Annotated in this window: 21 protein-coding genes and 1 pseudogene; 11 read left to right on the forward strand and 11 right to left on the reverse strand. The window is 64.9% G+C overall.

Annotation, left to right across the window (positions count from 1 at the left end; translation table 11 throughout):
- Positions 1–40 precede the first annotated feature (40 nt).
- Positions 41–2,089: a DNA topoisomerase IV subunit B gene (gene parE, locus FOM02_RS18025; protein ID WP_027557874.1), complete on the reverse strand. Its 2,049-nt coding sequence runs from the start codon at positions 2,087–2,089 to the stop codon at positions 41–43.
- 274 nt (positions 2,090–2,363) lie between these two features.
- On the opposite strand from parE, the gene FOM02_RS18030 reads away from it, so the two are divergent.
- Positions 2,364–2,894 (forward strand): DedA family protein, encoded by a 531-nt coding sequence (locus FOM02_RS18030; protein WP_027557875.1) that lies wholly within the window; start codon positions 2,364–2,366, stop codon positions 2,892–2,894.
- A gap of 39 nt (positions 2,895–2,933) precedes the next feature.
- Here the strand turns inward: FOM02_RS18030 and FOM02_RS18035 are convergent, their stop codons facing one another.
- A complete protein-coding gene (locus FOM02_RS18035; protein WP_027557876.1) occupies positions 2,934–3,935 on the reverse strand; it encodes an MBL fold metallo-hydrolase in 1,002 nt (333 codons plus the stop codon).
- Between the two features lie 378 nt (positions 3,936–4,313).
- Here FOM02_RS18035 and FOM02_RS18040 point away from each other — a divergent pair, with 378 nt between their 5' ends.
- Both FOM02_RS18040 and argC read left to right on the forward strand, forming a co-directional pair.
- A complete protein-coding gene (locus FOM02_RS18040; protein WP_027557877.1) occupies positions 4,314–4,982 on the forward strand; it encodes an FMN-binding negative transcriptional regulator in 669 nt (222 codons plus the stop codon).
- Positions 4,979–5,962, forward strand: coding sequence for an N-acetyl-gamma-glutamyl-phosphate reductase (argC, locus tag FOM02_RS18045; RefSeq protein WP_027557878.1), 984 nt, complete (start codon positions 4,979–4,981; stop codon positions 5,960–5,962). The genes FOM02_RS18040 and argC overlap by 4 nt, the downstream gene beginning before the upstream one ends.
- 119 nt (positions 5,963–6,081) lie before the next feature.
- Here the strand turns inward: argC and FOM02_RS18050 are convergent, their stop codons facing one another.
- The 4 genes and pseudogenes from FOM02_RS18050 to FOM02_RS18065 all read right to left on the reverse strand — a co-directional run bounded on the left by FOM02_RS18050 (position 6,082) and on the right by FOM02_RS18065 (position 10,268).
- Entirely contained in the window at positions 6,082–6,852 is a 771-nt protein-coding gene (locus FOM02_RS18050) for an outer membrane protein (RefSeq protein WP_027557879.1), read from the reverse strand.
- 176 nt (positions 6,853–7,028) lie between these two features.
- Positions 7,029–7,895, reverse strand: coding sequence for an ornithine carbamoyltransferase (locus tag FOM02_RS18055; protein ID WP_265441947.1), 867 nt, complete (start codon positions 7,893–7,895; stop codon positions 7,029–7,031).
- A 33-nt stretch (positions 7,896–7,928) separates the two neighbouring features.
- A complete protein-coding gene (locus FOM02_RS18060; protein WP_027557881.1) occupies positions 7,929–8,327 on the reverse strand; it encodes an MAPEG family protein in 399 nt (132 codons plus the stop codon).
- A gap of 131 nt (positions 8,328–8,458) precedes the next feature.
- Positions 8,459–10,268 (reverse strand): annotated as a pseudogene (locus FOM02_RS18065) (PHA/PHB synthase family protein).
- 254 nt (positions 10,269–10,522) lie between these two features.
- Between FOM02_RS18065 and FOM02_RS18070 the strand changes: the two are divergent.
- From FOM02_RS18070 to FOM02_RS18090, 5 genes are all read left to right on the forward strand, one after another.
- Positions 10,523–10,795, forward strand: coding sequence for a hypothetical protein (locus FOM02_RS18070; protein ID WP_027557883.1), 273 nt, complete (start codon positions 10,523–10,525; stop codon positions 10,793–10,795).
- 217 nt (positions 10,796–11,012) lie between these two features.
- Positions 11,013–12,233, forward strand: coding sequence for an LL-diaminopimelate aminotransferase (locus FOM02_RS18075; protein ID WP_027557884.1), 1,221 nt, complete (start codon positions 11,013–11,015; stop codon positions 12,231–12,233).
- Between the two features lie 30 nt (positions 12,234–12,263).
- Positions 12,264–13,580: a homoserine dehydrogenase gene (locus tag FOM02_RS18080; RefSeq protein WP_027557885.1), complete on the forward strand. Its 1,317-nt coding sequence runs from the start codon at positions 12,264–12,266 to the stop codon at positions 13,578–13,580.
- 138 nt (positions 13,581–13,718) lie between these two features.
- On the forward strand, positions 13,719–14,720 hold the full coding sequence (gene glpX / locus FOM02_RS18085; RefSeq protein ID WP_027557886.1) for a class II fructose-bisphosphatase: 1,002 nt from the start codon (positions 13,719–13,721) through the stop codon (positions 14,718–14,720).
- 143 nt (positions 14,721–14,863) lie between these two features.
- Positions 14,864–15,583 carry a haloacid dehalogenase type II gene (locus FOM02_RS18090; RefSeq protein WP_027557887.1) on the forward strand — a complete coding sequence of 240 codons (720 nt, stop codon included), beginning with the start codon at positions 14,864–14,866 and terminating at the stop codon, positions 15,581–15,583.
- A gap of 19 nt (positions 15,584–15,602) precedes the next feature.
- Here the strand turns inward: FOM02_RS18090 and FOM02_RS18095 are convergent, their stop codons facing one another.
- Positions 15,603–16,478: an ABC transporter substrate-binding protein gene (locus FOM02_RS18095; protein WP_159073915.1), complete on the reverse strand. Its 876-nt coding sequence runs from the start codon at positions 16,476–16,478 to the stop codon at positions 15,603–15,605.
- Positions 16,479–16,566: 88 nt separating this feature from the next.
- Here FOM02_RS18095 and FOM02_RS18100 point away from each other — a divergent pair, with 88 nt between their 5' ends.
- Entirely contained in the window at positions 16,567–17,493 is a 927-nt protein-coding gene (locus FOM02_RS18100) for a LysR family transcriptional regulator (protein WP_159073916.1), read from the forward strand.
- Positions 17,494–17,527: 34 nt separating this feature from the next.
- On the opposite strand, the gene FOM02_RS18105 is transcribed toward FOM02_RS18100, so the two are convergent.
- Complete coding sequence (locus tag FOM02_RS18105; protein ID WP_051377904.1) at positions 17,528–18,142, reverse strand: TetR/AcrR family transcriptional regulator; 615 nt, start codon at positions 18,140–18,142, stop codon at positions 17,528–17,530.
- A 262-nt stretch (positions 18,143–18,404) separates the two neighbouring features.
- Here FOM02_RS18105 and FOM02_RS18110 point away from each other — a divergent pair, with 262 nt between their 5' ends.
- Positions 18,405–19,607, forward strand: coding sequence for an efflux RND transporter periplasmic adaptor subunit (locus FOM02_RS18110; RefSeq protein WP_028146301.1), 1,203 nt, complete (start codon positions 18,405–18,407; stop codon positions 19,605–19,607).
- Between the two features lie 5 nt (positions 19,608–19,612).
- A complete protein-coding gene (locus tag FOM02_RS18115; protein WP_027557891.1) occupies positions 19,613–22,756 on the forward strand; it encodes an efflux RND transporter permease subunit in 3,144 nt (1,047 codons plus the stop codon).
- A gap of 85 nt (positions 22,757–22,841) precedes the next feature.
- Here the strand turns inward: FOM02_RS18115 and FOM02_RS18120 are convergent, their stop codons facing one another.
- The 3 genes from FOM02_RS18120 to FOM02_RS18130 form a co-directional block, all read right to left on the reverse strand.
- Complete coding sequence (locus FOM02_RS18120; RefSeq protein WP_027557892.1) at positions 22,842–23,528, reverse strand: alpha/beta fold hydrolase; 687 nt, start codon at positions 23,526–23,528, stop codon at positions 22,842–22,844.
- Positions 23,529–23,696: 168 nt separating this feature from the next.
- Complete coding sequence (locus FOM02_RS18125) at positions 23,697–24,113, reverse strand: cupin domain-containing protein (protein WP_027557893.1); 417 nt, start codon at positions 24,111–24,113, stop codon at positions 23,697–23,699.
- Between the two features lie 46 nt (positions 24,114–24,159).
- Positions 24,160–24,903 carry an SDR family oxidoreductase gene (locus tag FOM02_RS18130; RefSeq protein ID WP_027557894.1) on the reverse strand — a complete coding sequence of 248 codons (744 nt, stop codon included), beginning with the start codon at positions 24,901–24,903 and terminating at the stop codon, positions 24,160–24,162.
- Between the last annotated feature and the right edge of the window lie 142 nt (positions 24,904–25,045).

Raw genomic sequence — 25,045 nt, forward strand, 5'->3', positions numbered from 1 at the left:
GCCGACGGCCGGGGCTTTCTGCAAGGCATTGGAGCCTAGTTCAGACGTCCAGCAGCTCCTCGCTCGCGAATTCGGCCTTGTCGGAGATGAAGGCAAAGCGCGCCTCGGCCTTGGTTCCCATCAGGCGCTCCACCGAATCCGCGGTGGTGTCGCGGTCGTCGGCGAGCAGCACCACCTTCAGCAGCGTCCGCTTGCTCGGATCCATGGTGGTTTCCTTGAGCTGCGCCGGCATCATCTCGCCAAGACCTTTGAAGCGGTTCACCTCGACCTTGGCGTTGGCGTTGAACTCGCTCTTGAGCAGCGCTTCCTTGTGCGCGTCATCGCGGGCGTAGACCGACTTCGAGCCGTGCGTCAGCTTGTAGAGCGGCGGCACGGCGAGGAAGAGGTGGCCCTCGTCGATCAGCCGCGGCATCTGCCGGTAGAAGAACGTGATCAGCAGCGAAGCAATGTGCGCGCCGTCGACGTCGGCGTCGGTCATGATGATGATGCGCTGATATCGCAGATCCTCTTCGCGGTAATGCAAGAGCTGGCCGCAGCCGATCGCCTGCACGAGATCGGAGAGCTGGGCGTTCGCCGTCAGCTTGTCCTTGCCGGCGGAGGCGACGTTGAGGATCTTGCCGCGCAGCGGCAGCACCGCTTGCGTCTTGCGGTCGCGGGCCTGCTTTGCGCTGCCGCCCGCCGAGTCGCCCTCGACGATGAAGAGCTCGGAGCCTTCGGTGCCGGCATCGGTGCAGTCGGCGAGCTTGCCGGGCAGGCGCAGCTTCTTGCCTGCGGTTTTCCGCGCGGTTTCCTTTTCCTGTCGCCGGCGCAGCCGCTCCTCGGCGCGGTCGATCACGAAGTCGAGCAGCCGGTTGGCCATGTTCGGATTGCCCGACAGCCAATGGTCGAACGGATCCTTCATCGCCTGCTCGACGATGCGCTGCGCCTCGGCGGTGGCCAGACGATCCTTGGTCTGGCCCTGGAATTCCGGCTCGCGCACGAACACCGACAGCATCACGGCCGCGCCCACCATCACGTCTTCGGACGTGATGGACGAGGCGCGCTTGCCCTGGCCGACGCGCTCGGCGTGATCCTTCAGGCCGCGCAGCAGCGCGCTGCGCAGGCCGGATTCGTGCGTGCCGCCATCCGGTGTCGGCACCGTGTTGGTGTAAGACGACAGGAAGCCGTCGGCATCCGCGGTCCAGGCCACGGCCCATTCGCAGGCGCCATGCGAGCCGTTGCGGCCCGACTTGCCGGAGAAGATGTCGGGATGCACCAGCGTGTCGGCGTGGATCGCGGCGGCAAGATAGTCCTTGAGGCCGCCGGGGAAGTGGAATGTGGCTTCGGCCGGAACGTCCTCGACGCCCTTGAGCAGTTCGGGCGCGCAGTTCCAGCGGATCTCGACGCCGCCGAACAGATAGGCCTTGGAGCGCGTCATCTTGAACAGGCGCTGCGGCTTGAACGCGGCCTTGGCGCCAAAGATGTCGGTGTCGGGCTTGAAGCGCGTGCGCGTGCCGCGGCGGTTGTTGATCTTGCCGAGATCCTCGAGCTTGCCCTTCGGGTGCCCGCGCTCGAACGTCATGCGATAGAGTTTCTGGCCGCGCGCGACCTCGACCTCGAGATGCGAGGAGAGGGCGTTCACCACGGAGATGCCGACGCCGTGCAGACCGCCCGATGTCTCATAGACCTTGGAGTCGAACTTGCCGCCCGAATGCAGCGTGCACATGATGACTTCGAGCGCCGACTTCTTCGGGAACTTCGGATGCGGATCGACGGGGATGCCGCGGCCGTTGTCGGTGACGGTCAGGTACCCGTCGGCGCTCAGTTCGACGCCGATGAAGGTCGCGTGTCCCGCCAGCGCCTCGTCCATCGAGTTGTCGATGACTTCGGCGAAGAGGTGATGCAGCGCCTTCTCGTCGGTGCCGCCGATATACATGCCGGGCCGACGCCGCACTGGCTCCAGGCCCTCGAGCACCTCGATGTCGGCGGCGGTGTAATCGGCCTCGCCACCGCTCGCGCGCGGAGCCGGCTTCGCGGCGCTCTGACGCGCTTTCGGCTCGTTGCCGCCGAACAAATCGTCTTTGCCTTTTGTTTTCAATTGCTTGGACATATATCTTGATGTGTTTTGAGGGTCGCGCAGGCGGCGAATCGGTTCGGGCGACTATGCCACGGCTCACCTATAGAGGTCACCGCATGCCGGCCAAGGGGGTGTGGGTGGGAGCCAATCCCGGCGATTTTACGCCGCAGGCCCGCCAATTCCCGGCAATTTGACGTGCCGGTCCGGTTTGGCGCCGGTTTTGTGACTTGATGTCACACAAGTCCTTGGCTTACCAGTCGTTTTCATCGAGCAGCACCTTGAGGCAGGGCGGGAAGGCTATTTCTGAATGGAGCAGTTTGCGCACGCCCTGGCCGACTTCGTGCGCGCTCACCAGGCCTGGGCTGCCCCGATCGTGTTCCTGCTCGCCTTCGGCGAGTCGCTGGCTTTCATCTCGCTGCTGATCCCGGCCTGGGGCGCTCTGGTGGCGATCGGCGCGCTGATCGGGGCGAGCGGGATCAGCTTCTATCCGGTCTGGATCGCCGGCGGCCTCGGGGCGGCGCTCGGCGACTGGGTCTCCTACTGGTTCGGTTATCGATACAAGGAGCAGGTCGCGCAGATGTGGCCGCTCTCGCGCTATCCGGAACTCTTGCCAAGGGGCGAGGCCTTCGTGCGCAGCTGGGGCGTGCCCAGCATCTTCATCGGCCGCTTCTTCGGGCCCTTGCGTGCCTCGGTGCCGCTCGCGGCCGGCATCTTCGAGATGCCGTATTGGAGCTTTCAGGCCGCCAATTTCATCTCTGCACTGATCTGGGCGGCGGCGCTGCTGCTGTTCGGCGACGTGATGGCCAAGCTGATGGAATGGCTCTGGCGCCTGTTCTGACCGGGCGGCACGCCGCCCGGTCAGGGCGCAAGGCGTAGCTTACAGCGAAGCGTTCCAGATCGACGGGATCCAGCGATAGCCCGAGCCGTCCTTTTCCTTCTCGACGCGGACGAGACCGGGGAAGGCGGCATGGAAGGCCTGGATTGGCATCTTCTCGGCGATCGCCATGTCGTAGAGCTTGCGCCGCGTCTCCTGCGCCAGCGGCTTGTCGACGTCGGAGGCGATGTTCCATTCGGGATGCCTCACGAACAGGAACGCCGCGCCAGCGGTGATGTCGACCTGCACCAGCACCTTCTCCGCGCCGGAGGCGACGATGAAGGAGTTATGGCCGGGCGTGTGGCCGGGGCTCGCCACCGAGGTGATGCCGGGCGCAACCTCCTTGCCGGACTCGTATTGCGTGACCTTGCGGCCGAGCGCATCGAACACGCGGCGGATGTTCTTGAAGTTGCCCTCGAGGATCGGATTGCCCGTCCCCTTGCTCATCTCGCCGTCGTCCATCCAGAACTTCCATTCCGTCGACGGCACCATGATCTCGGCGTTGGGGAAGGCCGGCTTGTTCTCGGCAGCGAGCAGGCCGTTGATGTGGTCGCCGTGGAAGTGGGAGATGATGACGGTGTCGACCGCCGCGCGGTCGATGCTGGCGGCCGCGAGGTTGTTGTGGAACTGGCCGACCTTGCCTTTCGTCTGCGTGAACTGGTCGGGTCCGAGACCGGTGTCGATGACGACGAGCTTCGGCCCGGTGTTGACGACGACCGGATTGAAGGTGTGCGTGACCTTGTCCGTCGGCAGATGGTTTTCCGCGAAGATCTTGTTGATGTCGTCCTTGCTGGCGCCGGCCGCGTAATTGTCAGTCAGGTTGACGGTGGCGACGCCGTCGCAGACCACCGTGACCTGGTGGGTGCCGACATTGTAGCGGTAGAAGCTCGCATTCTGTGCGGTCGCCGGGGGCGCGGCGGCGCTCGCGGGCGAGGTCTTCACGAAGGGCAGGAGCGCCGAGGCGGCGGCACCGGCCAGCGTTGCGCGACGGGTAATCTCGGTCATGGCGATGTCCTGGGCTGGGTTTTCGAAAGACTAAGGACCGGCAGGCTGTGGCGCGTCGGTCTTTCTCCGGAACCCCTACGGTTAAAGGAAATTCCGCTGCGGTCCGATGACATCCTGCCATCGCGCCTGCGGCATCCCGCCCTCGGGCGCCACGCATTTGGACTTGACCCTGGAACCCGCCGGCCTTATAGCCGCGCGCCATGATCAACGCCGCGACCATCCTGTTCGCCCGTCGCCGCCGCCGCAGCTGTGCGGTTTGGGCGGTCGATCGCGTTTGAGATCATCGTCTTTGCCGCTGGATCCGATCCGCGGCATTCTCTCTCCTGTCAGCGCGATCTGATCCGGCGGCCCCCCAAGGAGGCCCAGCAGGAGACCACGATGTACACGCCACCATTTTTCAAGCAGGACCGCGCCGCGAGCCTGAAATTCGCCGAGGAGCGCGGCTTCGGCACCATGTGCGCCTTCGACGGCTACAAACCGGTGGCCTCGTCGCTGCCGTTCTATCTGACCTATGCCGCCGACGGCACGCCGCAGGCCGCCTTTCATGTCGCCCGTCACAATCCGCTGCTAAAGCTTGCGGGCGGCGATGCCTCGTGGCTGCTCGCGGTCAACGGCCCCGATGCCTATGTATCGCCGGACTGGTACGTCTCGCCGGACCAGGTCCCGACCTGGCTGTACCAGTCGGTGCATCTGAGCGGGCCAGTGCGGCTGTTGTCGGGCGACGAGCTGTCGGTGCAGATCGATACGCTCAGCGACAAGTTCGAGAACTGGCTGCTGCCGAAGAAGCCCTGGACCTCGGCCAAGATGACGGCGGGCCGGCTCGAGGCGTTGAAGAAGGGGATCGTGGGTCTGGTCATGACGGTTGAAGAGGTTGAAGGCAGCTTCAAGCTCAACCAGCACAAGTCGGACGCCGACTATGCGGCGATCGCCAATGCGCTCGGGGCACAGCCTGCTGCCGACGCCAGAGAGATCGCGCAATTGATGCAGGACGTGAGGCCGGAGGCCTTCGTGAACGAAACCAACATGCTCGAAAGGAGCGCGCCATGAGCCTCACGGAAACCACCAAAGCCCCGACCACCGGCGCTCCGAAGAAGCCGGCCACCGTCTTCGTCGACGGCGGCTCCGGCACCACCGGCCTTGGCATCAACGAGCGGCTGAAGCTCCAGAGCGACGTCGTGGTAAAGACCATTGCCGATGACAAGCGCAAGGACCCCGTGGCGAAGAAGGCGCTGATGGAAGAGGTGGACCTCGTCATCCTCTGCCTGCCCGACGATGCCGCCAAGGAAACTGTGGCGCTGGTCGACAGCATGGGCAATTCCGCGCCGAAGGTGCTGGACGCCTCGACCGCGTACCGGGTCGCGCCCGATTGGGCCTATGGCTTCCCCGAGCTGACGCCGGGCCAGGCCGCCAAGATCAAGGCCGCGAACAAGGTCTCCAATCCCGGCTGCTATCCGACCGGCGGCATCGCGCTGCTGCGGCCGATCGTCGATGCGGGTCTGCTGCCTTCCGATTATCCCATCACCGTCAACGCGGTGAGCGGCTTTTCCGGCGGCGGCAAGTCGATGATCGCAAGCTTCGAGGACGGCAGCGCGCCGTCGTTCGAGCTCTACGGCCTCGGCTTCGAGCACAAGCATCTGCCGGAGCTGCAGCTCTATTCGAACCTGACGCGGCGGCCGATCTTCATCCCCTCGGTCGGCAATTACCGGCAGGGCATGCTGGTCTCGATCCCGCTGCAGCTCGACACGCTGCCGGGCAGGCCTGGTGGTGCCGACCTCCAAGCCGCGATGGCCAAGCGCTATGCCGGGTCGAAATACGTCAAGGTGATGCCGCTGCAGAACGAGGCGACCAAGGGCGGCCGGCTCGAGCCGGAGGCCCTCAACGAGACCAACATGCTCGAGCTCTACGTCTTCGCCAGCGACAAGTATCACCAGGCGGTGCTGGTCGCGCGGCTCGACAATCTCGGCAAGGGTGCCTCGGGTGCCGCCGTGCAGAACATGCGGCTGATGCTGGGATTGCAGGAGGAGTAGGGCGCGCTTCTGCCGCGTCATGGCCCGTCTTGTCCCGGCCATCCACGCGTTGCCGCGATCAAGGAAGAACGTGGATGCCCGGGGCAAGCCCGGGCATGACGACTACGAGGTTGGTGCGCTCAGTATTTCGCGATGACCGGCCCGCCAAACCGGTAGTTGATACGGGCAGTGATCAGGTCGACGTCCTGGCCGATGCGCTCGGTGCGCGAGAACGTGCCGGCAGCAGGCGCCGCCAGGCCGGTCGCCAGCAGGGTGACGTCGCGGTGACCCATGAACATGTGGTCGTATTCGAGGCCAACCGACCAGTTCGGGGCAAAGCCGTATTCGAAGCCGACGCCGACAGTGCCGCCCCAGCGGGTCTCGTTGGCACGATCAAACTCCGCCCCAGCCAGACCGCCCGTACCGATACCGCTGTAGCGATCACGGGTGACGGCGGCGCCGCCCTTCACGTAGAGCAGCGCGTTGTTCCAGGCGTAGCCGACCTGGCCGGTGAACAGGCCGAAGGCGTCGACGCGGGTGCGGTTGGCGACGCCGAGCACGGTGCTCGTATTCCGGCCAGAGAGATCGGCCCAGTCGCCCTGGGCTTCGAGGCCGAACACGAAGGTGCTGCTCTGCCAGCGGTAGCCGACCTGGCCGCCGGCAACGGCGCCGGTCGCATCATGGCAGCCTTCGGATACGCCGGGGGCGAAGCCGACCGTCTGGTCCCAGCACTTGCGTGACGTGCCGTAACCGCCGTTGGCGCCGATATAGAAACCGCTCCAGTCGTAGATCGCGGCGATCATCGGCGGCGCCTTGGTGTAGGGCCGGGCGGCGAGATCTGCGGCACCGGCTTCGGTCGCGAAGGCGGCCAGAGAGAGGGCGCCAAGCGCGGATGCAATCTTCCAATTCATGTCAGCCCCGAATCAATCAATTGAGATGGGTGAATATAACTGTGGATGAGTGACAATCTGTGCGAGCAAACCGGCAGGCTGTCGTTTTCGTCCGCGGTGTTGTCGCTCGGCAACATGGCGGCGCTCGCCGGCGCCCGAAGACCCGGCTTGCACCGGTCGCGAGCCTTCCCCCGCCTTTACGCGACCGTCCATTCGAGCAGCGCATTCTGCGCGTGCAGGAGATAGGCCTTTGCCGGCGGGCTCTGGCAGGCCGGATGCGACGTCGCATCGGCGCTGACCTCCTGACCTCTGGTCACGGGCGGGCAGGGCAGGAAAATCACGTCGGGGCGGCACCGGTTCAGGGTCGCGGCCGATATCCGGTAGCTCGCCAGTTGATCGTCCTGTGCTCCGACAGGCCAGCAGTCCGTGATGATCACGTCCGCATCGAACAAGGCGTCGAGATCGGTCGTGGCGGTGAAGTTCGGGCTGGCGAGATCCCTGACATGCCAGTCCGACGGATAGGCCTGGGTCACCTTGATCGGCAGCGCGATCGAGGCTTCAACCCAGGACCGAAGGATATTGGCATCGGGCGCTACGCCAACGACCTTGAGATCGTCGAGATGCCCTCGCTTGCTCCTGACATAGGCGAGATCGCCGAGCGTCTCGCAAGGATGGTTCGAGCGCGTTCTCGCATTGATGACCGGCGCTTCCGCGCTGGCCGCGAGCTCTCGCAAGGCCGACAGCTCCCGTGTCCGCACGACCAGGATGTCGAACCAATTGTCGAGATATTTCGCGAGATCGGCGGTGGCCTCGGCGGCATTGAGCCTGACCGGCGCATGGACGCAGATGCCGCCCATCGCCTGGATGCCGAGGTCGAAAGCGGTGGTATTGCGCCATCCGCCATCGTCGACGATGAGCCCGACGCGCTTGCCGGCGAGCGGCTGCGGCATGACGCGGTCGCGCCAGGCCGCCGCGAGCACTTGCGCGCGGTCGACGATCGATCTGATCGTGTTCGCGTCGACGTCCTGGAACTGGAGAAAGTCCCGGTTGGCTTCGTGATGCATTGCTAAGCGTTGCCGCGCGTCGGGGGCGCGCGATCAGAATACCCTGAAGATTGCCAGCACCAGCACGGCCTGCGCCAGGAAGCCGACGGTAAAGGCGAGGGTGCGGAACACCGGGATGCCGAGCGCATAGACAATCAGATGCGCGACGCGCGACCAGAAATAGACCGCGCAGGCGAGCACGGTCCATTTCGAGGAATAGTCGATCGCGTTCAGGATCAGCACCAGCGGTGCGAACAGCACGAGGTTCTCGACCGCGTTGTCATGGGCGAACATTAGGCGGTTCGCCCATTCGGCTTGCGGCTTGTCGCCGCGCGAGGGGTTGGCCAAGGCGCCGCTAAGCCCCCGAACCTGGCAGCGGTTGATGGTGTAGGGAATCCAGAGGATCCCGGTCAGGATCACCGTACAGGTCAGCCAGAACAATTCGCGCGTCATAACCCGGTCCCCTCTGTCGTCGCTGTGCTTGAGGCGAGCTTATACAAACGAGAAAGATTGCGCCATGCGCCTCGTATTCGTTTGCGCATGATCTCTCCGGAAAACCGCTTCGCACTTTTCCGGATCATGCGCTACGCGCGGACCCTGACATAGCTGCCGGGCGCGTCCTCGATCGGAGGCAGGGCATCGCTGCCGATGCTGCGCGCGGGCACTTCCTCCGGATCGAGGCTGCCCAGCCATTCGCGCCAGTCCGGCCACCACGAGCCCTTGTGCTCGACCGCGCCCTTCATCCAGTCCGCGACCGTGATGTCCTTGATGTTGTCGTTGGTCCAGTACTGGTACTTGTTCGAGGCGGGCGGGTTGACGACGCCGGCGATGTGCCCCGAGCCCGACAGCACATACTTCACCGGTCCGCCGAAGAACTGCGAGCCATACAGCACCGATTCCGCCGGTGCGATGTGGTCCTCGCGGGTGGCGAGGTTGTAGACGGGCACCTTGACCTTGGAGAGATCGAGCAGGGTGTTGTCGAGCACCATGGTGCCGGTCGACAGCCGGTTCTCCAGATAGCAATTGCGCAGGTAGTAGGAATGGTTCGCCTGCGTCATCCGTGTCGCGTCGGAATTCCAGTGCAACAGGTCGAACGCGCTCGGCTGCTGCCCCTTCAGATAGTTGCTGACGACGTAGGACCAGATCAGGTCGTTGGAGCGCAGCATGTTGAAGGCCATCGCCATCTTCGAGCCTTCGAGCACGCCGGCTGCCTTCATGTCGTGCTCGAGCGCTGCGATCTGCTCCTCGTCGACGAAGACGAGGAGGTCGCCGGCGTGGGTGAAGTCGACTTGGGCGGCGAAGAACGTCGCGGACGACACCCGCTGGCGGCGCTTCTCGGCGAGCCAGGCCAGCGTGGTCGCAAGCATGGTGCCGCCGACGCAATAGCCGGCGGTGTGCACCTTCATCTCGCCGGTGACCTTCTCGATCACGTCCATCGCCGTGAGCGGGCCTTCCTTCATGTAGTCTTCCCAGCTCTTGTTGCCGAGCCGCTTGTCGGGATTGACCCATGAGATCACGAACACGGTGATGCCCTGGTCGACGCACCACTTGATGTAGGATTTCTCCGGCTTGAGATCGAGGATGTAGAACTTGTTGATCCAGGGCGGCACGATCAGGAGCGGGGTGCGCAGCACCTTCTCCGTGGTCGGCGCATACTGGATCAGCTGCATCATCTCGTTCTGGTAGATCACCTTGCCCGGCGTCGTCGCCATGTTGACGCCGACGACGAGGTTGTCCGGATTGGACTGGCGGATCTTCAGCATGCCCTTGCCGGCGGCGATGTCCTCGGCGAGCATCTTCAGGCCGCGCGCGAGATTTTCGCCGCTGCTCGCCACCGTCTCGCGCAGCACTTCCGGATTGGTCAGCACGAAGTTCGACGGCGAGATCGCGTTGGTGACCTGCTGGACGTAGAACTCCGCCTTGCGGCGGGTCTGCGGATCGAGCCCTTCCGCATCGCGCACCAGTTCCTGCGCCCATTTGCTCGTCAGCAGATAGAGCTGCATCATGAAATCGAAGAACTGGTTCGACTTCCATTCCGGATCGGCAAAGCGCTTGTCGCGCGGCGAGGGCGCGATCGCGGGGCGCGGCGTCCTGGCCGGCCATGCGGCGTGCCGCCGTGCCCCAGAGATCGAGATAGTCCTTGGCGAGCTTGGTCTGGAGGTCGGAGGAGCGGGACGTATCCGACAGCCAGTATTCCGCGACCGAGGTGAAGGTCTTGACCACTTCCGTCAGCTCGGCCGGCGGACGGTCCTGCACCTCGCCGCTCTCGCGCGGCTTGAGGTAGGCCGCGAGCGCCTTGCCGCCGCTCTCCATCGCCCGCGCGACATTCATCGCGAAGGCTTCCGCATCGAACTTGGTCTCGGGTTTGGGCGTGTCGGTCGTGACGGTACTCATGACCAGAACAGTAACGATTCATTCCGTATTCGTCACCGCGAAGCTAGCATCTTTGGCGTTAAACACTCTCGAAGATGTGTTGCGGTGCGACAAATTTTCTTGGTTCCGTCACAATCGAGCCGCACCGCTCGTCTTGGTAGTTTCGGGCTGTTTTCTCGCTCGCACCATTTCGGGCAGCAATGGTTTGAGCTTGGGCGTGGTGTCGGGTAGGCTTGCCCGAGGCCGTGCTTTGGGACGAGTAGGGGATTTCCCAAGTGTTGGCGTTTAGGGACCTGCAAAAGTCGCTACGGATCTGTGGCGCGCTGAGCGTGGCATTTGTGCTTGCCGGCTGCTCGAGCCAGCTTGCCGATCTCACGCCCGCGGATGCGCAGGCGCATCCCAAGGAGCCCGGCAGCTATCTGCCGGTACACGACCTGCCGCCGGATCGCGACCAGGCGGTCATTCCGCCGGAGCAGCGCGCCAAGATCGAGGCCGAACTCGCCGCCGCCCGCGATCGCCAGGCCACTGCTGCCAAGGATGCGAAATAGCGCAGCGCAAGGTAATCGCTGGCGCCCCCGTCGTGCCGTGCTAAAAGACCTCAGTTCAGCCGAGAGTCAGGGCGAACGACTTCAGCCACCATCGTCGAAAATTGCTCTAAGTATTTGATTTTGAGTGATTTGCGCGAGAGGGGCGGGGCGCCTTTCGAAGGCGGCCGCCATGGCCTGTCGATTCTGTCCTGACCGGTTGCCCGGAGCCCAGAGAGCCATGGAAGAATTTTACCGCATTCGCCGCCTTCCGCCTTACGTGTTCGAGCAGGTCAACCGGGCCAAGGCGGCCGCGCGGAATGCCGGCGCCGACATCATCGACCTCGGCATGGGCAATCCGGATCTGCCGGCGCCGCCGCACGTGCTGGAGAAGCTCAAGGAGACGCTCGGCAAGCCGCGCACCGACCGCTACTCGGCCTCGCGCGGCATCCCCGGCCTGCGTCGGGCCCAGGCCGCCTATTACGCCCGCCGCTTCGGCGTGAAGCTCAACCCCGACACCCAGATCGTGGCGACGCTCGGCTCCAAGGAGGGCTTTGCCAATGTGGCCCAGGCGATCACCGCGCCGGGCGACGTCATCCTGTGTCCGAACCCGAGCTATCCGATTCACGCCTTCGGCTTTTTGATGGCGGGCGGCGTGATCCGCTCGGTACCCTCCGAGCCGACGCCGCAATTCTTCGAGGCGGTGGAGCGGGCGATCGTGCATTCGATCCCCAAGCCGCTGGCGCTCGTCGTCTGCTATCCGTCGAACCCGACCGCCTATGTCGCGAGCCTCGACTTCTACAAGGACCTCGTCGCCTTCGCGAAGAAGCACGAGATCCTGATCCTGTCGGACCTCGCTTATGCCGAGGTCTATTTCGACGAGAACAACCCGCCGCCCTCGGTGCTCCAGGTGCCCGGCGCGATCGACGTCACCGTCGAGTTCACCTCGATGTCGAAGACCTATTCCATGGCCGGCTGGCGCATGGGCTTTGCGGTCGGCAATGACCGCGTGATCGCGGCACTCGCGCGCGTCAAATCCTACCTCGACTACGGCGCCTTCACGCCGGTGCAGGTCGCCGCGACCGCCGCGCTGAACGGCCCTGATGATTGCATCAAGGAGATGCGCGACACCTATCGCAAGCGCCGCGACGCGCTGGTGGAATCGTTCGGCCGGGCGGGGTGGGAGATCCCGCCGCCGGAAGCCTCGATGTTCGCCTGGGTGCCGCTGCCGGAGGCCTTCCGCAGTGTCGGTAGCATGCAGTTCGCGACCCTGATGGTGGAGAAAAGCGGCGTCGCGGTCTCGCCCGGCGTCGGCTTCGGCGAGCATGGCGAAGGGTATGTCCGCATCGCCATGGTGGAAAACGAGCAACGGATCAGGCAGGCCGCGCGCGGCGTGCGCCGCTTCCTTGAAAGCGGCATCGAAACGTTGCACAACGTGGTTCCGCTCGCCAATCGGCGCTAAGCTTCTCTTCGGCAGGTTTTCTAAGACATCATGGTTGCACCCCTGAAAGTGGGCATAGCGGGGCTCGGCACCGTGGGCGCCGAAGTTGTCCGTTTGATTGAAACGCAGGCCCGTGTGCTCGCGGGCCGCAGCGGCCGCGGTATTCGCGTCGTCGCCGTCACCGCGCGCTCGAAGGCGAAGAAGCGCGGCGTCGATCTGCGCGGCGTCGAATGGGCCAGGGATCCGATGGCACTCGCCACCCATCCTGAGGTCGACTGCTTCGTCGAGTTGATGGGCGGCGCCGGCGATCCCGCGCTCTCCGCGGTCGAGGCCGCGCTGGCCGCCGGCAAGTCGGTCGTTACCGCCAACAAGGCGCTGCTCGCCAAGCACGGCATCAAGCTGGCGAAAGCCGCTGAAACGCACGGCGGCGCGCTGAATTTCGAGGCAGCGGTCGGCGCTGCGATCCCTGTCATCAAGACGTTGCGCGAAGGTCTTGCCGGAACCGGCATCAGCCGCGTCTACGGCATCCTCAACGGCACCTGCAATTACATTCTGACCCGGATGGAGCAGGAAGGCCTGTCCTTCGCCGAATGCCTGAAGGACGCGCAGCGGCTCGGCTATGCCGAGGCCGATCCGTCCTTCGACGTCGACGGCCATGACACCGCGCAGAAGCTCGCGATCCTCGCCAGCCTCGCTTTCGGCACGAAAGTTGCTCAAAGTGCGGTGTATGTCGAAGGCATCTCCTCCATCGCGCCGGAAGATCTTCGTGCCGCCGCCGATCTCGGTTACCGGGTCAAGCTGCTCGGCGTTGCCGTTCGCACCGCCAAGGGCATCGAGCAGCGCGTGCATCCGACCATGGTTCCAAAATCCTCCTCGATCGCGCAGGTGATGGGTGTCACCAATGCGGTCACGATCGATGGCGAGGGCATTCCGCCGATCACGCTGGTCGGCCCCGGTGCGGGCGGTGCTGCCACCGCATCCGCCGTCGTCGCCGACATCGCCGACGTCGCGCGCGGCATCCGCGCCAACCCGTTCGGCCGGCCGATCGCGCAGCTCCACGACACCAAGAAGGCGCCGATGGAGCGTCACGAGGGCGGCTATTACATCCGCCTCCTGGCGCGCGATTTCCCGGGCACCGCGGCTGCGATCGCGACCCGGCTCGCGGAGCAGAAGATTTCGATCGAGTCGATCGTGCAGCGCCATCCCAATGGCGGCGCTGCGCCCAGCGACGGCAAGGCGGTCCCCGTGCCCGTCATCCTGATCACCTATGCCACGCATGAGGACGCCGTGCGCCGCGCGCTCGCCGCCGTGCAGAAGGACAAGGTGATCAGCGGACGGCCGCAGGTCATACGGATTGAGAAGAACTAGAGCATGACCCGGAAAGATGTGAAGCGGTTTTCCGAAAAGGTCATGCTCAAACAATGACACGGTTCGAACGAACTGTGGGTGTTACGAGTTGATGCGGACAGGGCGTCCTGTCCAAAACTGTTTCGAAGGAGTTAGCCGATGTCGACCCATATTGAAGTCCCTCCGCACGCATTGCTCGAGCGCATTCTCACGCTGGAGATCGTGCGGGTGACGGAGCGGGCGGCGGTGTCCTCGGCGCGACTGCGCGGGCACGGCAACGAGAAGGCGGCCGACCAGGCCGCGGTGGACGCGATGCGGCGCGAGCTCAACAAGCTGCCGATCCAGGGCACCATCGTGATCGGCGAGGGCGAGCGCGACGAGGCGCCGATGCTCTATATCGGCGAGCAAGTCGGCCTCAAGGCCGGCCCGCAGGTCGACATCGCGGTCGACCCGCTCGAGGGCACCACGCTGTGCGCCAAGAACATGCCGGGCTCGATCGCCACCATGGCGATGGCCGACGGCGGCACGCTGCTGCATGCGCCCGACGTCTACATGGAGAAGCTCGCGATCGGTCCCGGCTACGACAAGGGTGTTGTCGAAATTGATGCCTCGCCCGCCGACAACGTCCGCCGCCTCGCCAAGGCCAAGGGTGTCAAGCCCGAAGGCATCACCGTTCTCGTGCTCGACCGTCCGCGTCATGCCAGCATCATCGAAAGCGTGCGCTCGACCGGCGCTGCGGTGCGCCTGATCACCGACGGCGACGTCGCCGGCGTGATCCACTGCGCCGACCCCGACAACACCGGCGTCGACATGTATCTCGGCACCGGCGGTGCGCCGGAAGGCGTGCTCGCGGCCGTGGCGCTGCGCTGCATCGGCGGCCAGATGCAGTGCCGCCTGATCCTCGATTCCGACGAGAAGCGCGAGCGCGCTGCCAAGATGGGCGTCAACGATCCCAAGATGATCTACGGCATCGAGGACATGGCGCGCGGCGACTGCCTGTTCGCCGCCACCGGCGTCACCACGGGCTCGCTGCTCTCGGGCGTCAAGTTCCGCAAGGACGGCGTGATCGAGACCGAGACGGTGGTGATGCGCTCCGTCACCGGCACCGTGCGCTACATCAAGGCCGAGCACCGCGAGCTCGCGAAGTTCCATCTGGACTAAGTCCTCTGACGTCATTCCGGGGCGACGGGACCGCGCAAAGCGCGGCCCGGAGAACCCGGAATCTCGCGCCACAACTTCTGGATTCCGGGCTCGCGACTTCGTCGCGCCCCGGAATGACAACAAGAACAACAGAGGAAGCGCACATGTCCGATCTCACCGCCGTCAAAGCCCTGGTCTTCGACGTGTTCGGCACGGTCGTGGACTGGCGCACCAGCCTAATCACCGACTTCATGTGGTGGGCGAAGGGCCGCGGCATCAGCGCCGACTGGACCGCTCTGGTCGACGGCTGGCGCGGCATGTACGTCGCCTCGATGGACGACGTGCGCAAGCATCCCGAGCGCGGTTATGTCATGCTCGATGACCTGCACCGCCGCTCGCTGGAGAAGCTGGTCGAGAAGTTCGAGATCAAGGACCTCACCGCCGCCGATCTCGACCATCTCACCAAGGGCTGGCACCGCCTCAATCCCTGGCCTGACAGCGTCGCCGGCCTGACGCGTCTGAAGACCAAGTTCGTGATCTCGCCGCTGTCGAACGGCAACGTCGCGCTGCTCACCAACATGGCGAAGTACGCCGGTCTGCCGTGGGACCTCATCATGTCGGCCGAGCTGTTCGAGCACTACAAGCCCGATCCCGAGACCTATCTCGGCGCGGCAAAGCTGCTCTGCCTTAAGCCGCAAGAGGTGATGATGGTCGCCGCCCACAACGGCGATCTCGCCGCCGCGCAGAAAAACGGCCTGAAGACCGCGTTCGTGGCGCGGCCGACCGAGTACGGCCCGCTTCAGAAGGTCGATTTCGAAGCGACCGGCAACTGGGACATCGTTGCCAGGGATTTTGGCGGGGTCGCTGACAGGCTGGGGTGCTAGGACAGCGGAACGCCCGCTCTCAAATCCTCCCGAACGCGACCGTGGCCTTGTCGTAGGTGCCTTCGCCCATCGTGCCGTCCTTGAAGATGCCGTGCTTCGCGATCCAGTCGAACGACTGCTCGTAGATCTCGCGAGAATAGGGTTCGAACACGATCCGCTCGCCCGGGCCCCAGCGTCTGGTGTCCATGGCCGCGTGAAAGCGCTCCGGAAATTCGTTCTTGTAGTAGCGGGTGTAGAGCTCCGGACGCAGGTCGATGTCGCGCTGGGCCTTCTTCAGGGCGCGGAAATAGCGCTTGATGTCCTCGGGCGCCGGATCGCCGTTGATCATGGACGCGATCATGAACGTCGTGTCGATGATCTTGCGATAGCCGAGCTGCTCGGCGAAATAATAGGGGCCGTTGAACAGCGCGGCCGCCTCGCTCTTGCCCTCGAACAACAGCTCCATGCGGCGGAACAGCATGCCGTCCTCGAAGGTCAGGTTGATCTCGCCGGGCGCCAGATACGGTTCGAGCGCCTGGATCGTCGAATAATGGCTGCCTGACTGGAAGCCGACCGAGATCGGCACGCCGGCGAGATCCGACGGTGTGCGGATCCTTGAATCGGCCGGAACGAAGATTCCCGAAGGCGCGACCGAGTAGACGTCGGCGTAGAGCTTGGCGTGGCCGTTCGAGGCCGCGACATTGACGGTCCAGTGGCAGGCGCAGCTGACGTCGGCCTTGCGCCCCTTCTCGATGCTCTGGAACGCGCCTTCATTGACCTTGTTGTGGTGCTGGCCCTCGGTCGAGCGGATCAGCTCGCGAAATTCGTAGTCGAGCCCTTCGTCGCGAAAATAGCCTTTCTCCTCGGCCACCCATTCCTGCAGGCGGAAATGAGACTCGATCACGAATTTGGTCATGGCGTCCTCCATGTTCGCGTGGCCGTTCGATTGACTGCAGGATAGCAAACGGCGAAGCTCGATCCATGGCCGCAAGGGAATGTTTCATATGTCGAAAATGGAATCTTCCGGGATCGACTTCCGCGACTTGCGCGTGCTCGATGCATTGATCCGCGAGGGCAGCATCACGCGCGCGGCCGCGAGCCTCGAGACCACGCAGCCGGCGATCAGCAAGCTCCGGGCAAGATTGCGGCTGCGCTTCGACGATCCCTTGTTCGTGCGACGTGGCACCGGCGTGCAGCCGACGGCACGCGCGGTCGAGATGGCCGCCCAGGTCCGCGCCCTGCTCGAGATGGCCGACCGGTTATGGCAGGAGCGGTTGCCGTTCGATCCCGGGAAATCCGAGAAGACTTTCAGCCTGCTTTTGACCGACGTCGGCATGGTGCGGTTCCTGCCGCCTTTGGTGGCGCGCCTCGCCGAACTCGCTCCGCGGGTTCAGCTCCGCGCCATGCCGCTCGATTCCCGGCACTTCGCGCTCAAGCTGGAGGCGGGGGAGGCGGACCTTGCGCTCGGCGCCTTGCCGCGCGCGGCGGGGCATCTTCGCTCGCAGCGGCTCTATTCGGACGGCTACGCAAGCGTCGTGAGGCGAGGCCATCCGAGGCCGGCAGAGGCGCGCACGCGACGGGGATTTCTCGAAGAGAAGCATATCGTGATCACGGCGTCCGAGACCGGGCATGCGGCCCATCTCGAGACGCAGCGCGTGCTGACGCGCGCGATCGCGCACACAAATATCCTGTTGCAGGTGCCGAGCTTCATCGCGGGCGCGATCGTCGCCTCGCAGACGGATGGGGTCGCGACCTTGCCCGCCAATCTCGCCGCCATCGTCGCCGAGCCGCTCGGAATGACGGTGTTCAGGACACCGATTGCGCTACCGCGGATCGAGATCGCGCAATATTGGCATGAGCGCTACCATCGCGATCCCGCCCACCGCTGGCTACGATCGGTCACGCTCGACCTGTTCGGCAATCGCGCCTGACAGGAGAGAAGAGAAGCGCCGACGCGGTCGCGGTTCAGGATCGCGCCGGCGTTACGCTGCCGGACGGACGGTCAGCTTCAGCGCCATCCTCCGCCGCACAGAACGTCGCAATCGCCAGGTCGATCCGCCGGTCCACCGCGCGGCGGTTGAGGCGAAAGCCGGTGTCGGTCAGCAGCCTGAAATGATCATGGCCGAACACCATGCCGAACAGCATTTCGGCGACCAGGCGCAGCGGCACGTCCTCGAAACGGGGCTCCAGGCGGATAGTCCTCAGCAGCTCGACGATATGCTGCGTGCCGCTCTCCATGATGACCTCGGCAAACATGCGCCCCAGCTCCGGCGAGGCCTGACGTTCACCGATGATCAAACGCTGCAGCGCGATCTCGCCCGGCGATAGCGCCACGTCGGCGGCCTCTCGGAGCATGTTGCGAAGCCGGGTCACTGGCGAACCTTCCGAAGGCGCGTCGGCGTAATCGGCTTCGGGCAGGCTGCGCAGCAGCATGGCGCGAAAGAGTTCGGTCTTGCTCTCGAACAATTTGTAGAGCGTCTTCTTCGACATGCCCGCAGCGCCGGCGATGTCGTCCATAGTGGTCGCGGCAAAACCCTTGCTGGTGAAGGTGTCCTTCGCGGCCGCCAGCAATTGCACCATGCGCGCATCCGGAGCGGGAGGACTCCGTTCCGGCGCGGCATCGCTGCTGGCGTGCCTGCGATTCGCCGATGTTTTCGCCATCCAAAACCTGCCGCCAAATCCGAGCCGCTTCACGACTGCTTGAACGCAACGATGCGCGCAGCCTAGCACTTGACTTCGGGAAAGGAAACTACCAAGTTTCCACATGGAAACTGATGAGTTTCCGGATGTTTCCGCGCGCGGTGCCCGGAAGGGGCCGCAACCTCACCCATGGATCGTCATCATGCGCCCCCCGATCGCCCGTGCTGTTCCGTTGATTGCCCTGCTGCTTGCAGCCTGCGGGGACCAGAGCCAGCAAGCCGGGCCTCCACAGATGGTGCCGGAGGTCGGCGTCGTGACCTTGAAGCCGCAGGAAGCGAAGATTTCGACGGTCCTGCCGGGACGCGTCGTCGCCTATCAGGTCTCCGAGGTCCGGCCGCAGGTCACCGGCATCCTGCTCAAGCGCGACTTCGTCGAGGGCGCCGAGGTGAAGGAGGGCGACCTGCTCTATGAGATCGACCCCGTTCAGTACAAGGCAGGCCTTGCGAGCGCGGAGGCCGCGGTGCAGCGGGCCGAGGCAACGCTGGTCAGCGTCAAGCTGAAGGCTGCGCGCAAAACCCAGCTTTTGCAGACCAACGCCGCCAGCCAGCAGGACGTCGACGACGCGGTCGCTGCCTACAAGCAGGGCGAGGCCGATCTGAAGGCGGCCGAGGCCAACCGCGACACCGCTGCGATTTCGCTCGACCGCACCAAGGTCACCGCCTCGATCTCGGGCCGGATCGGCAAATCGACCATCACGCCCGGTGCGCTCGTCACCGCGAGCCAGGCCACCGCGATGACGACGATCCAGCAGCTTGACCCGGTCTATATCGATCTCGACCAGTCGACCTCCGAGATGGAGCGCCTGCGCAACCAGATTGCGAGCGGCCGTCTCAAGCGCCCGGCCGACGGCGTGCAGGTCGAATTGCTGATGGAGAGCGGCAAGGCCTATGGCCACAAGGGCAAATACGGTTTCACCGATACCAGCGTCAACGAGAGCACCGGCTCGGTCTCCTCGCGCGCGATCTTCGCCAATCCCGAGCGCGCGCTGCTGCCCGGCATGTATGTGCGCGCACGAATCGTCGCCGGCGTCGACCCTGCCGCGATCCTGGTGCCGCAGCGGGCGGTGTCGCGCAATCCGCTGGGGCAGGCGGTGGCGATGTTCGTCGACAAGGACGGCAAGATCCAGCAGCGCACGCTCGATCTCGGCGAGGACGTCGGCGGCAACTGGCTGGTGCGATCAGGCGCCAAGGCGGGCGATCGCCTCGTCGTTGACGGCACGCAAGAGGCGCGCCCCGGCTCGCCCGTGAAGACGGTGGAGGTCGTCGTCGATCCGGCAACCGGCCTCACGGTGAACCCGACCCAGCAGGCCGATGCGCGGCCCGTTCCCACCACAACCGAGCAATAATCATCATGTCGCATTTCTTCATCAAGCGGCCGATCTTCGCCTGGGTCATCGCCATCCTGATCATGCTGGGCGGCGTGCTCGCCATCATGCGCCTGCCGATCGCGCAATATCCGCAGATTGCCCCGACCGTGGTCACGATCACGGCGACCTATCCCGGCGCAAACGCCCAGACCGCCGAGAACTCGGTGACCAAGGTCATCGAGCAGAACATGACCGGCCTCGACCATCTGCAATACATGTCCTCGTCGAGCACCTCGACCGGCGTCGTGCAGATCTCGCTGACCTTCACCAACGAGGCCGATGCCGACATCGCCCAGGTGCAGGTCCAGAACAAGCTTCAGCTCGCGACCCCCTTGCTGCCGCAGGTGGTGCAGCAGCAGGGCATCAAGGTCGTGAAATCGTCGGCGAGCTTCTTGATGGTGCTGGGCTTCGTCTCCGCGGACGGACGGCTCGCCGCCAGCGACATCGCCGATTACGTGGCGTCTTCGGTCAACGATCCCATCAGCCGCGTCGCCGGCGTCGGCCAGGTGACGCTGTTCGGCGCCGAATATGCCATGCGCATCTGGCTCGATCCGGACAAGCTGACCAAATACAATCTGATGCCCGGCGACGTGATCGCGGCGATCCAGACCCAGAACACCCAGGTCACGGCCGGCCAGCTCGGCGGACTTCCGTCCGTCGGCGGCCAGCAGCTCAATGCCACCATCACCTCGCAGAGCCGCCTTCAGACCGTCGAGCAGTTCAAGGACATCATCCTGCGCACCGCGACATCGGGCCAGACGGTCCGCATCGGCGACGTCGCGCGCGTCGAGCTCGGCTCGAAGTCCTACGATTCCACGGCGCGCTACAACGGCAAGCCGGCGGCGGGCATGGGCATCAGCCTTGCGACCGGCGCCAATGCGGTCGCAACCTCCGAAGCGGTGAAGGCGCGCGTCGCCCAGCTCAGTGCCACCATGCCCGAGGGGCTTCGCGTGGTCTATCCCTACGACACCACGCCCTTCGTCAAGCTGTCGATCGAGAAGGTGATCCACACCCTGTTCGAGGCGATCGCGCTCGTCTTCGTCGTGATGTTCGTGTTCCTGCAGAGCTGGCGCGCCACCATCATCCCGACCATCGCGGTGCCGGTGGTGCTGCTCGGCACCTTCGGCGTGCTCTCGCTCGCCGGCTACTCCATCAACACGCTGACGATGTTCGCTATGGTGCTGGCGATCGGCCTGCTGGTCGACGACGCCATCGTCGTGGTCGAGAATGTCGAGCGCGTGATGGTCGAGGAGCATCTCGGCCCGCGCGAGGCGACTGAAAAGTCCATGCGCGAGATCACCGGCGCGCTGGTCGGGATCGGCGTCGTGCTCTCCGCCGTGTTCATCCCGATGGCGTTCTTCAACGGCTCGGTCGGCATCATCTACCGGCAGTTCGCGCTGACCATCGTCACCGCTATGCTGCTCTCGGTGCTGGTGGCGCTGGTGCTGACGCCGGCTTTGTGCGCCACCATCCTGAAGCCGCCAAAACATCACGGCAGCCAGCGCGGCTTCTTCGGCCTGTTCAACCGCGGTTTTGACCGCATGGCGGACGGCTACCAGCGCGCGGCGGGCGGCGCCATCAGGCGCGTCGCGGGCGTGATCATCGCCTTCGCGGCGATCGTCGCCGGCATGGTGTTCCTGTTTCAGCGGCTGCCGAGCTCGTTCCTGCCCGAGGAGGACCAGGGCACGATCATGACCCTGATCCAGCTTCCGGTCGGCGCGACCTCGGCGCGTACGCTCGAAGTCATCAAGCAGGTCGAGCATCAGTACCTCGACAACGAGAAGGATGCGGTGGAGGGCGTGTTCGCGGTCAGTGGCTTCAGCTTCGCGGGGCAGGGCCAGAATGTCGGGCTCGCCTTCGTCAGCCTGAAACCGTTCGATGAGCGCAAGCATCCAGGCACCTCGGCGCAGGCCGTGGTCGGCCGTGCCATGGGGGCGTTCATGAAGATCCGCGACGCCATGGTGTTCGCGGTGTTGCCGCCGTCGATTCCCGGCTTCGGCAATGCCGGCGGCTTCGACCTCTACCTCCAGGACACCGGCGGCAACGGTCACGAGGCGCTGATCCAGGCCCGTAACCAGCTGCTCGGCCAGCTCGCCGCAGACAAGCGGGTCGTGCAGGCGCGGCCGAACGGGCAGGACGACACGCCGCAATTCGATCTCGACGTCGATCAGGCCAAGGCCACTGCGCTCGGCGTCAACCTCAACGACCTCAACACCACGCTGTCGGCGGCTTGGGGCGGCGCCTATGTCAACGACTTCATCGACCGCGGCCGCGTCAAGCAGGTCTATGTGCAGAGCGATGCGCCGTTCCGCATGGACACCAGCGACATCGGCCGCTGGTATGTCCGCAATGCTTCGGGCTCGATGGTGCCGTTCTCGGCGCTCGCCACCGATCGCTGGAGCTTTGGCTCACCGCGCCTCGAACGCTACAACGGCGTTGCCGCCGTCGAGCTCCAGGGCCAGGCGGGGCAGGGCATCAGCTCGGGCGTCGCCATGCAGGCGGTGGAGGAGCAGATGGCCAAGCTCCCCAAGGGCTACGGCCATGAATGGACCGGCTTGTCGTTCCAGGAGCGGCTCACCGGCAGCCAGACCCTGTACCTCTATTCGATCTCGCTGCTGATCGTGTTCCTCAGCCTCGCCGCACTCTATGAGAGCTGGTCGGTGCCGTTCGCGGTGATGCTGACGGTGCCGATCGGCGTGCTCGGTGCGCTGCTCGGAGCGACGCTGTTCAACCAGGCCAACGACGTCTATTTCCAGGTCGGCCTGCTCACGACGATCGGCCTCGCTTCGAAGAACGCGATCCTGATCGTCGAATTCGCGCTGGAGCAGATCGCGGCCGGCCGCGGCCTGGTCGAGGCGACGCTGCATGCGGCGCGCCAGCGCCTGCGTCCGATCCTGATGACCTCGCTCGCCTTCATCCTCGGCGTGCTGCCGCTGGCGGTGGCGACCGGCGCCGGCTCCGCCAGCCAGAACGCGGTCGGCATCGGCGTTGCCGGCGGCATGATCGCGGCAACCGTGCTCGGCATCTTCTTCGTGCCCGCGCTGTTCGTCCTGGTCCGCAAGATTTTCCCGGGCAAGCAGACGGATGCAGCCGAAAATCCCGTCGCCGTTGCGGCGCCCGCGGAATAGATCACAGGCCCGGCAGACACGCGCCGCCGGGCCTGATCTTGAAAGCTATGATCGCATCCGCATCGGGCCGGCAGCGGCGCCGATATCAGCTTTTGGAGACCGCGCTCACAGCCTTGCGGATCACGTCCAGGACCACGTCCGGCTTCGACAGCATGGGGACGTGGGACGAGGTGACTTCGGTCACCGTCGCATTCATGCGCTTCGAGACGGAGCGCTGCAGCTCCGGGTGAACCGTCTGGTCCTGGGTCGCGAGCACATACCAGCTCGGCTTGGATTTCCACGCCGTGCCGTCGACCTTCTGGTTGAAGAGATCTGCCACCGGCGCGCCTTGCGTCGCATACACCAGCTTCTGCTCGGCCTCGGGCAGGTCTCCGGCAAAATGCTTGACGCCGCTTGGCTTCAGCCAGATGCGCCCTTGCGGCGCATCGAGATGGCTGAACACCTCAGTCGTCGGAAACTTCGCAAGCTGACTCTGCGAGGTTTCATCGGCATCGGGGGCGAGCGCGGCGATGTAGACCAGCGCGGCCACCCGCGGATCAGTTCCGGCGTACGTGATCAGCGTGCCGCCATAGGAGTGGCCGACGAGGACCACTGGCCCTGGAACGCGGCCAAGACATGCCGTCACCGCGGCGACGTCGGTTGCGAGTGAATCGAGGCCGTGCTGGCTCGCCATGACTTCATGACCTTCGGCCTGCAATTTCGGGATCAGCTTGCCGAAGCACGATCCGTCAGCCCAGAGGCCGTGTGCGAAAACGATGCCGGGTTTGGTCATGATGGTCTCCGTTGGCTGCTTGTGGGCGAGCGCATGTGCGCGTGAAGCGTGGAGCAGGGGAGCTTCACGCTAGCGCGCCATCAATTCAGCCGACAGAGGGGGCTAGGGATAATCGGGCGAACGCGAAATTGCAGGCCGAGGCAGCTGTGGCGGCCCTCGGCCCGCGCTCTACTTCGCGATCGGCATCACCAGTTCCGTGTCGGCTGTATCCAGCACGAAGACCGCGAGCAGCTTCGCGGGCTCGCTATCACTGGCATTGGCGCTGACGGCATGACGGTCGCCGGGCCGTTCGGAAAAATTCTCGCCCTTGCGATAGACCTTGGCGGGGCCGTCATTGACCTGGCTGCGGATCGCGCCTTCCAGCACGGTGGCATAGATGAACGCGGAGCGCGGGTGCATGTGGGCCGGCGAGGAGCCGCCAGGACCATATTCGACCAGCACGCCCTTCATGCTCTTGCCCGGGACGTTGGGCAGCGTCTGGTCGAAAACGACCGTGATCTTCGCAGGCGACGCTGCCGTCTCGGCTGCATGGGCCGCCATGAAAGTCGCGGCATAAACCGCGGCTGCGATCAGCAATCTGCGCATGGGTAGTCCTTCATTGTGGTTGCAGTGGCCGCGGGATCGCGGATGCTCAGGCCGTCGCCAGCCATGTCGCGAGCGACGTTTTCCCGAGACGTGCCTCGCCGAGCGGGACCAACGAAGTGTCCGCGATGGGAGAGCCATAATATCCTGCCTTCGCGTCACCCACGACCGGACGGCTGTCGCCGGCCGCTTTCAGACGGCGCGCAACGAACTCGTTGAAGGGCGCCTTTTCAGGTCCCGCGATATCGATCGTGCCGTTCAACGGCCGGCCCGTTGCGACCTCGGCGAGGGCAGCGGCCACGTCGTCGGATGCGATCGGCTGGAACGCCGCCGATGGGACGACGATCCGGCCTTCGGCCGCGCCCGACTCCGCGATGGCGCCGAGGAATTCGAAGAACTGGGTGGCGCGCACGATCGAGTAGGGGACCGACGATGCCTTGACGATGGTCTCCTGCGCGAGCTTGGCGCGGAAATAGGCGATGTCGGGCGACCGATCCGTGCCGACGATCGACAGCGCGACGTGATGTTTGACGCCCGCTGCGGCCTCTGTCGTCCCGAGGTTCTTGCTCGATCGCTCGAAGAATTCGAGCACGGCCGCAGGCTCCCAGGACGGCGCGTTGGCGACATCGACGACGACGTCGGCACCGGTCAGCACCGCTGCGAGGCCTTCCCCGGTCACCGCGTTCACGCCCGATTTTGGCGAGGCCGCCACCGCCTCATGGCCCTGTTGCTGCAGCTTCGCCACGAGCTTGGATCCGATCAATCCGGTCCCACCGATCACGACGATCTTCATGGCATGTCTCCTTGGCACTGCGTGAGCTTCAGATGACTAGGACAGCCGGCCTGACGCTCTCAAGCCGGTCTGCGTCATCTGGAAAGTATCTTACGCCAGATGCGACTGAGGCTCTTGCCTGGAACGGGCCAGCCTTGCCGAA

Origin of the sequence: Bradyrhizobium sp. SEMIA, assembly GCF_014844175.1 — a bacterium.
Classification (GTDB): Bacteria; Pseudomonadota; Alphaproteobacteria; order Rhizobiales; family Xanthobacteraceae; genus Bradyrhizobium; species Bradyrhizobium arachidis.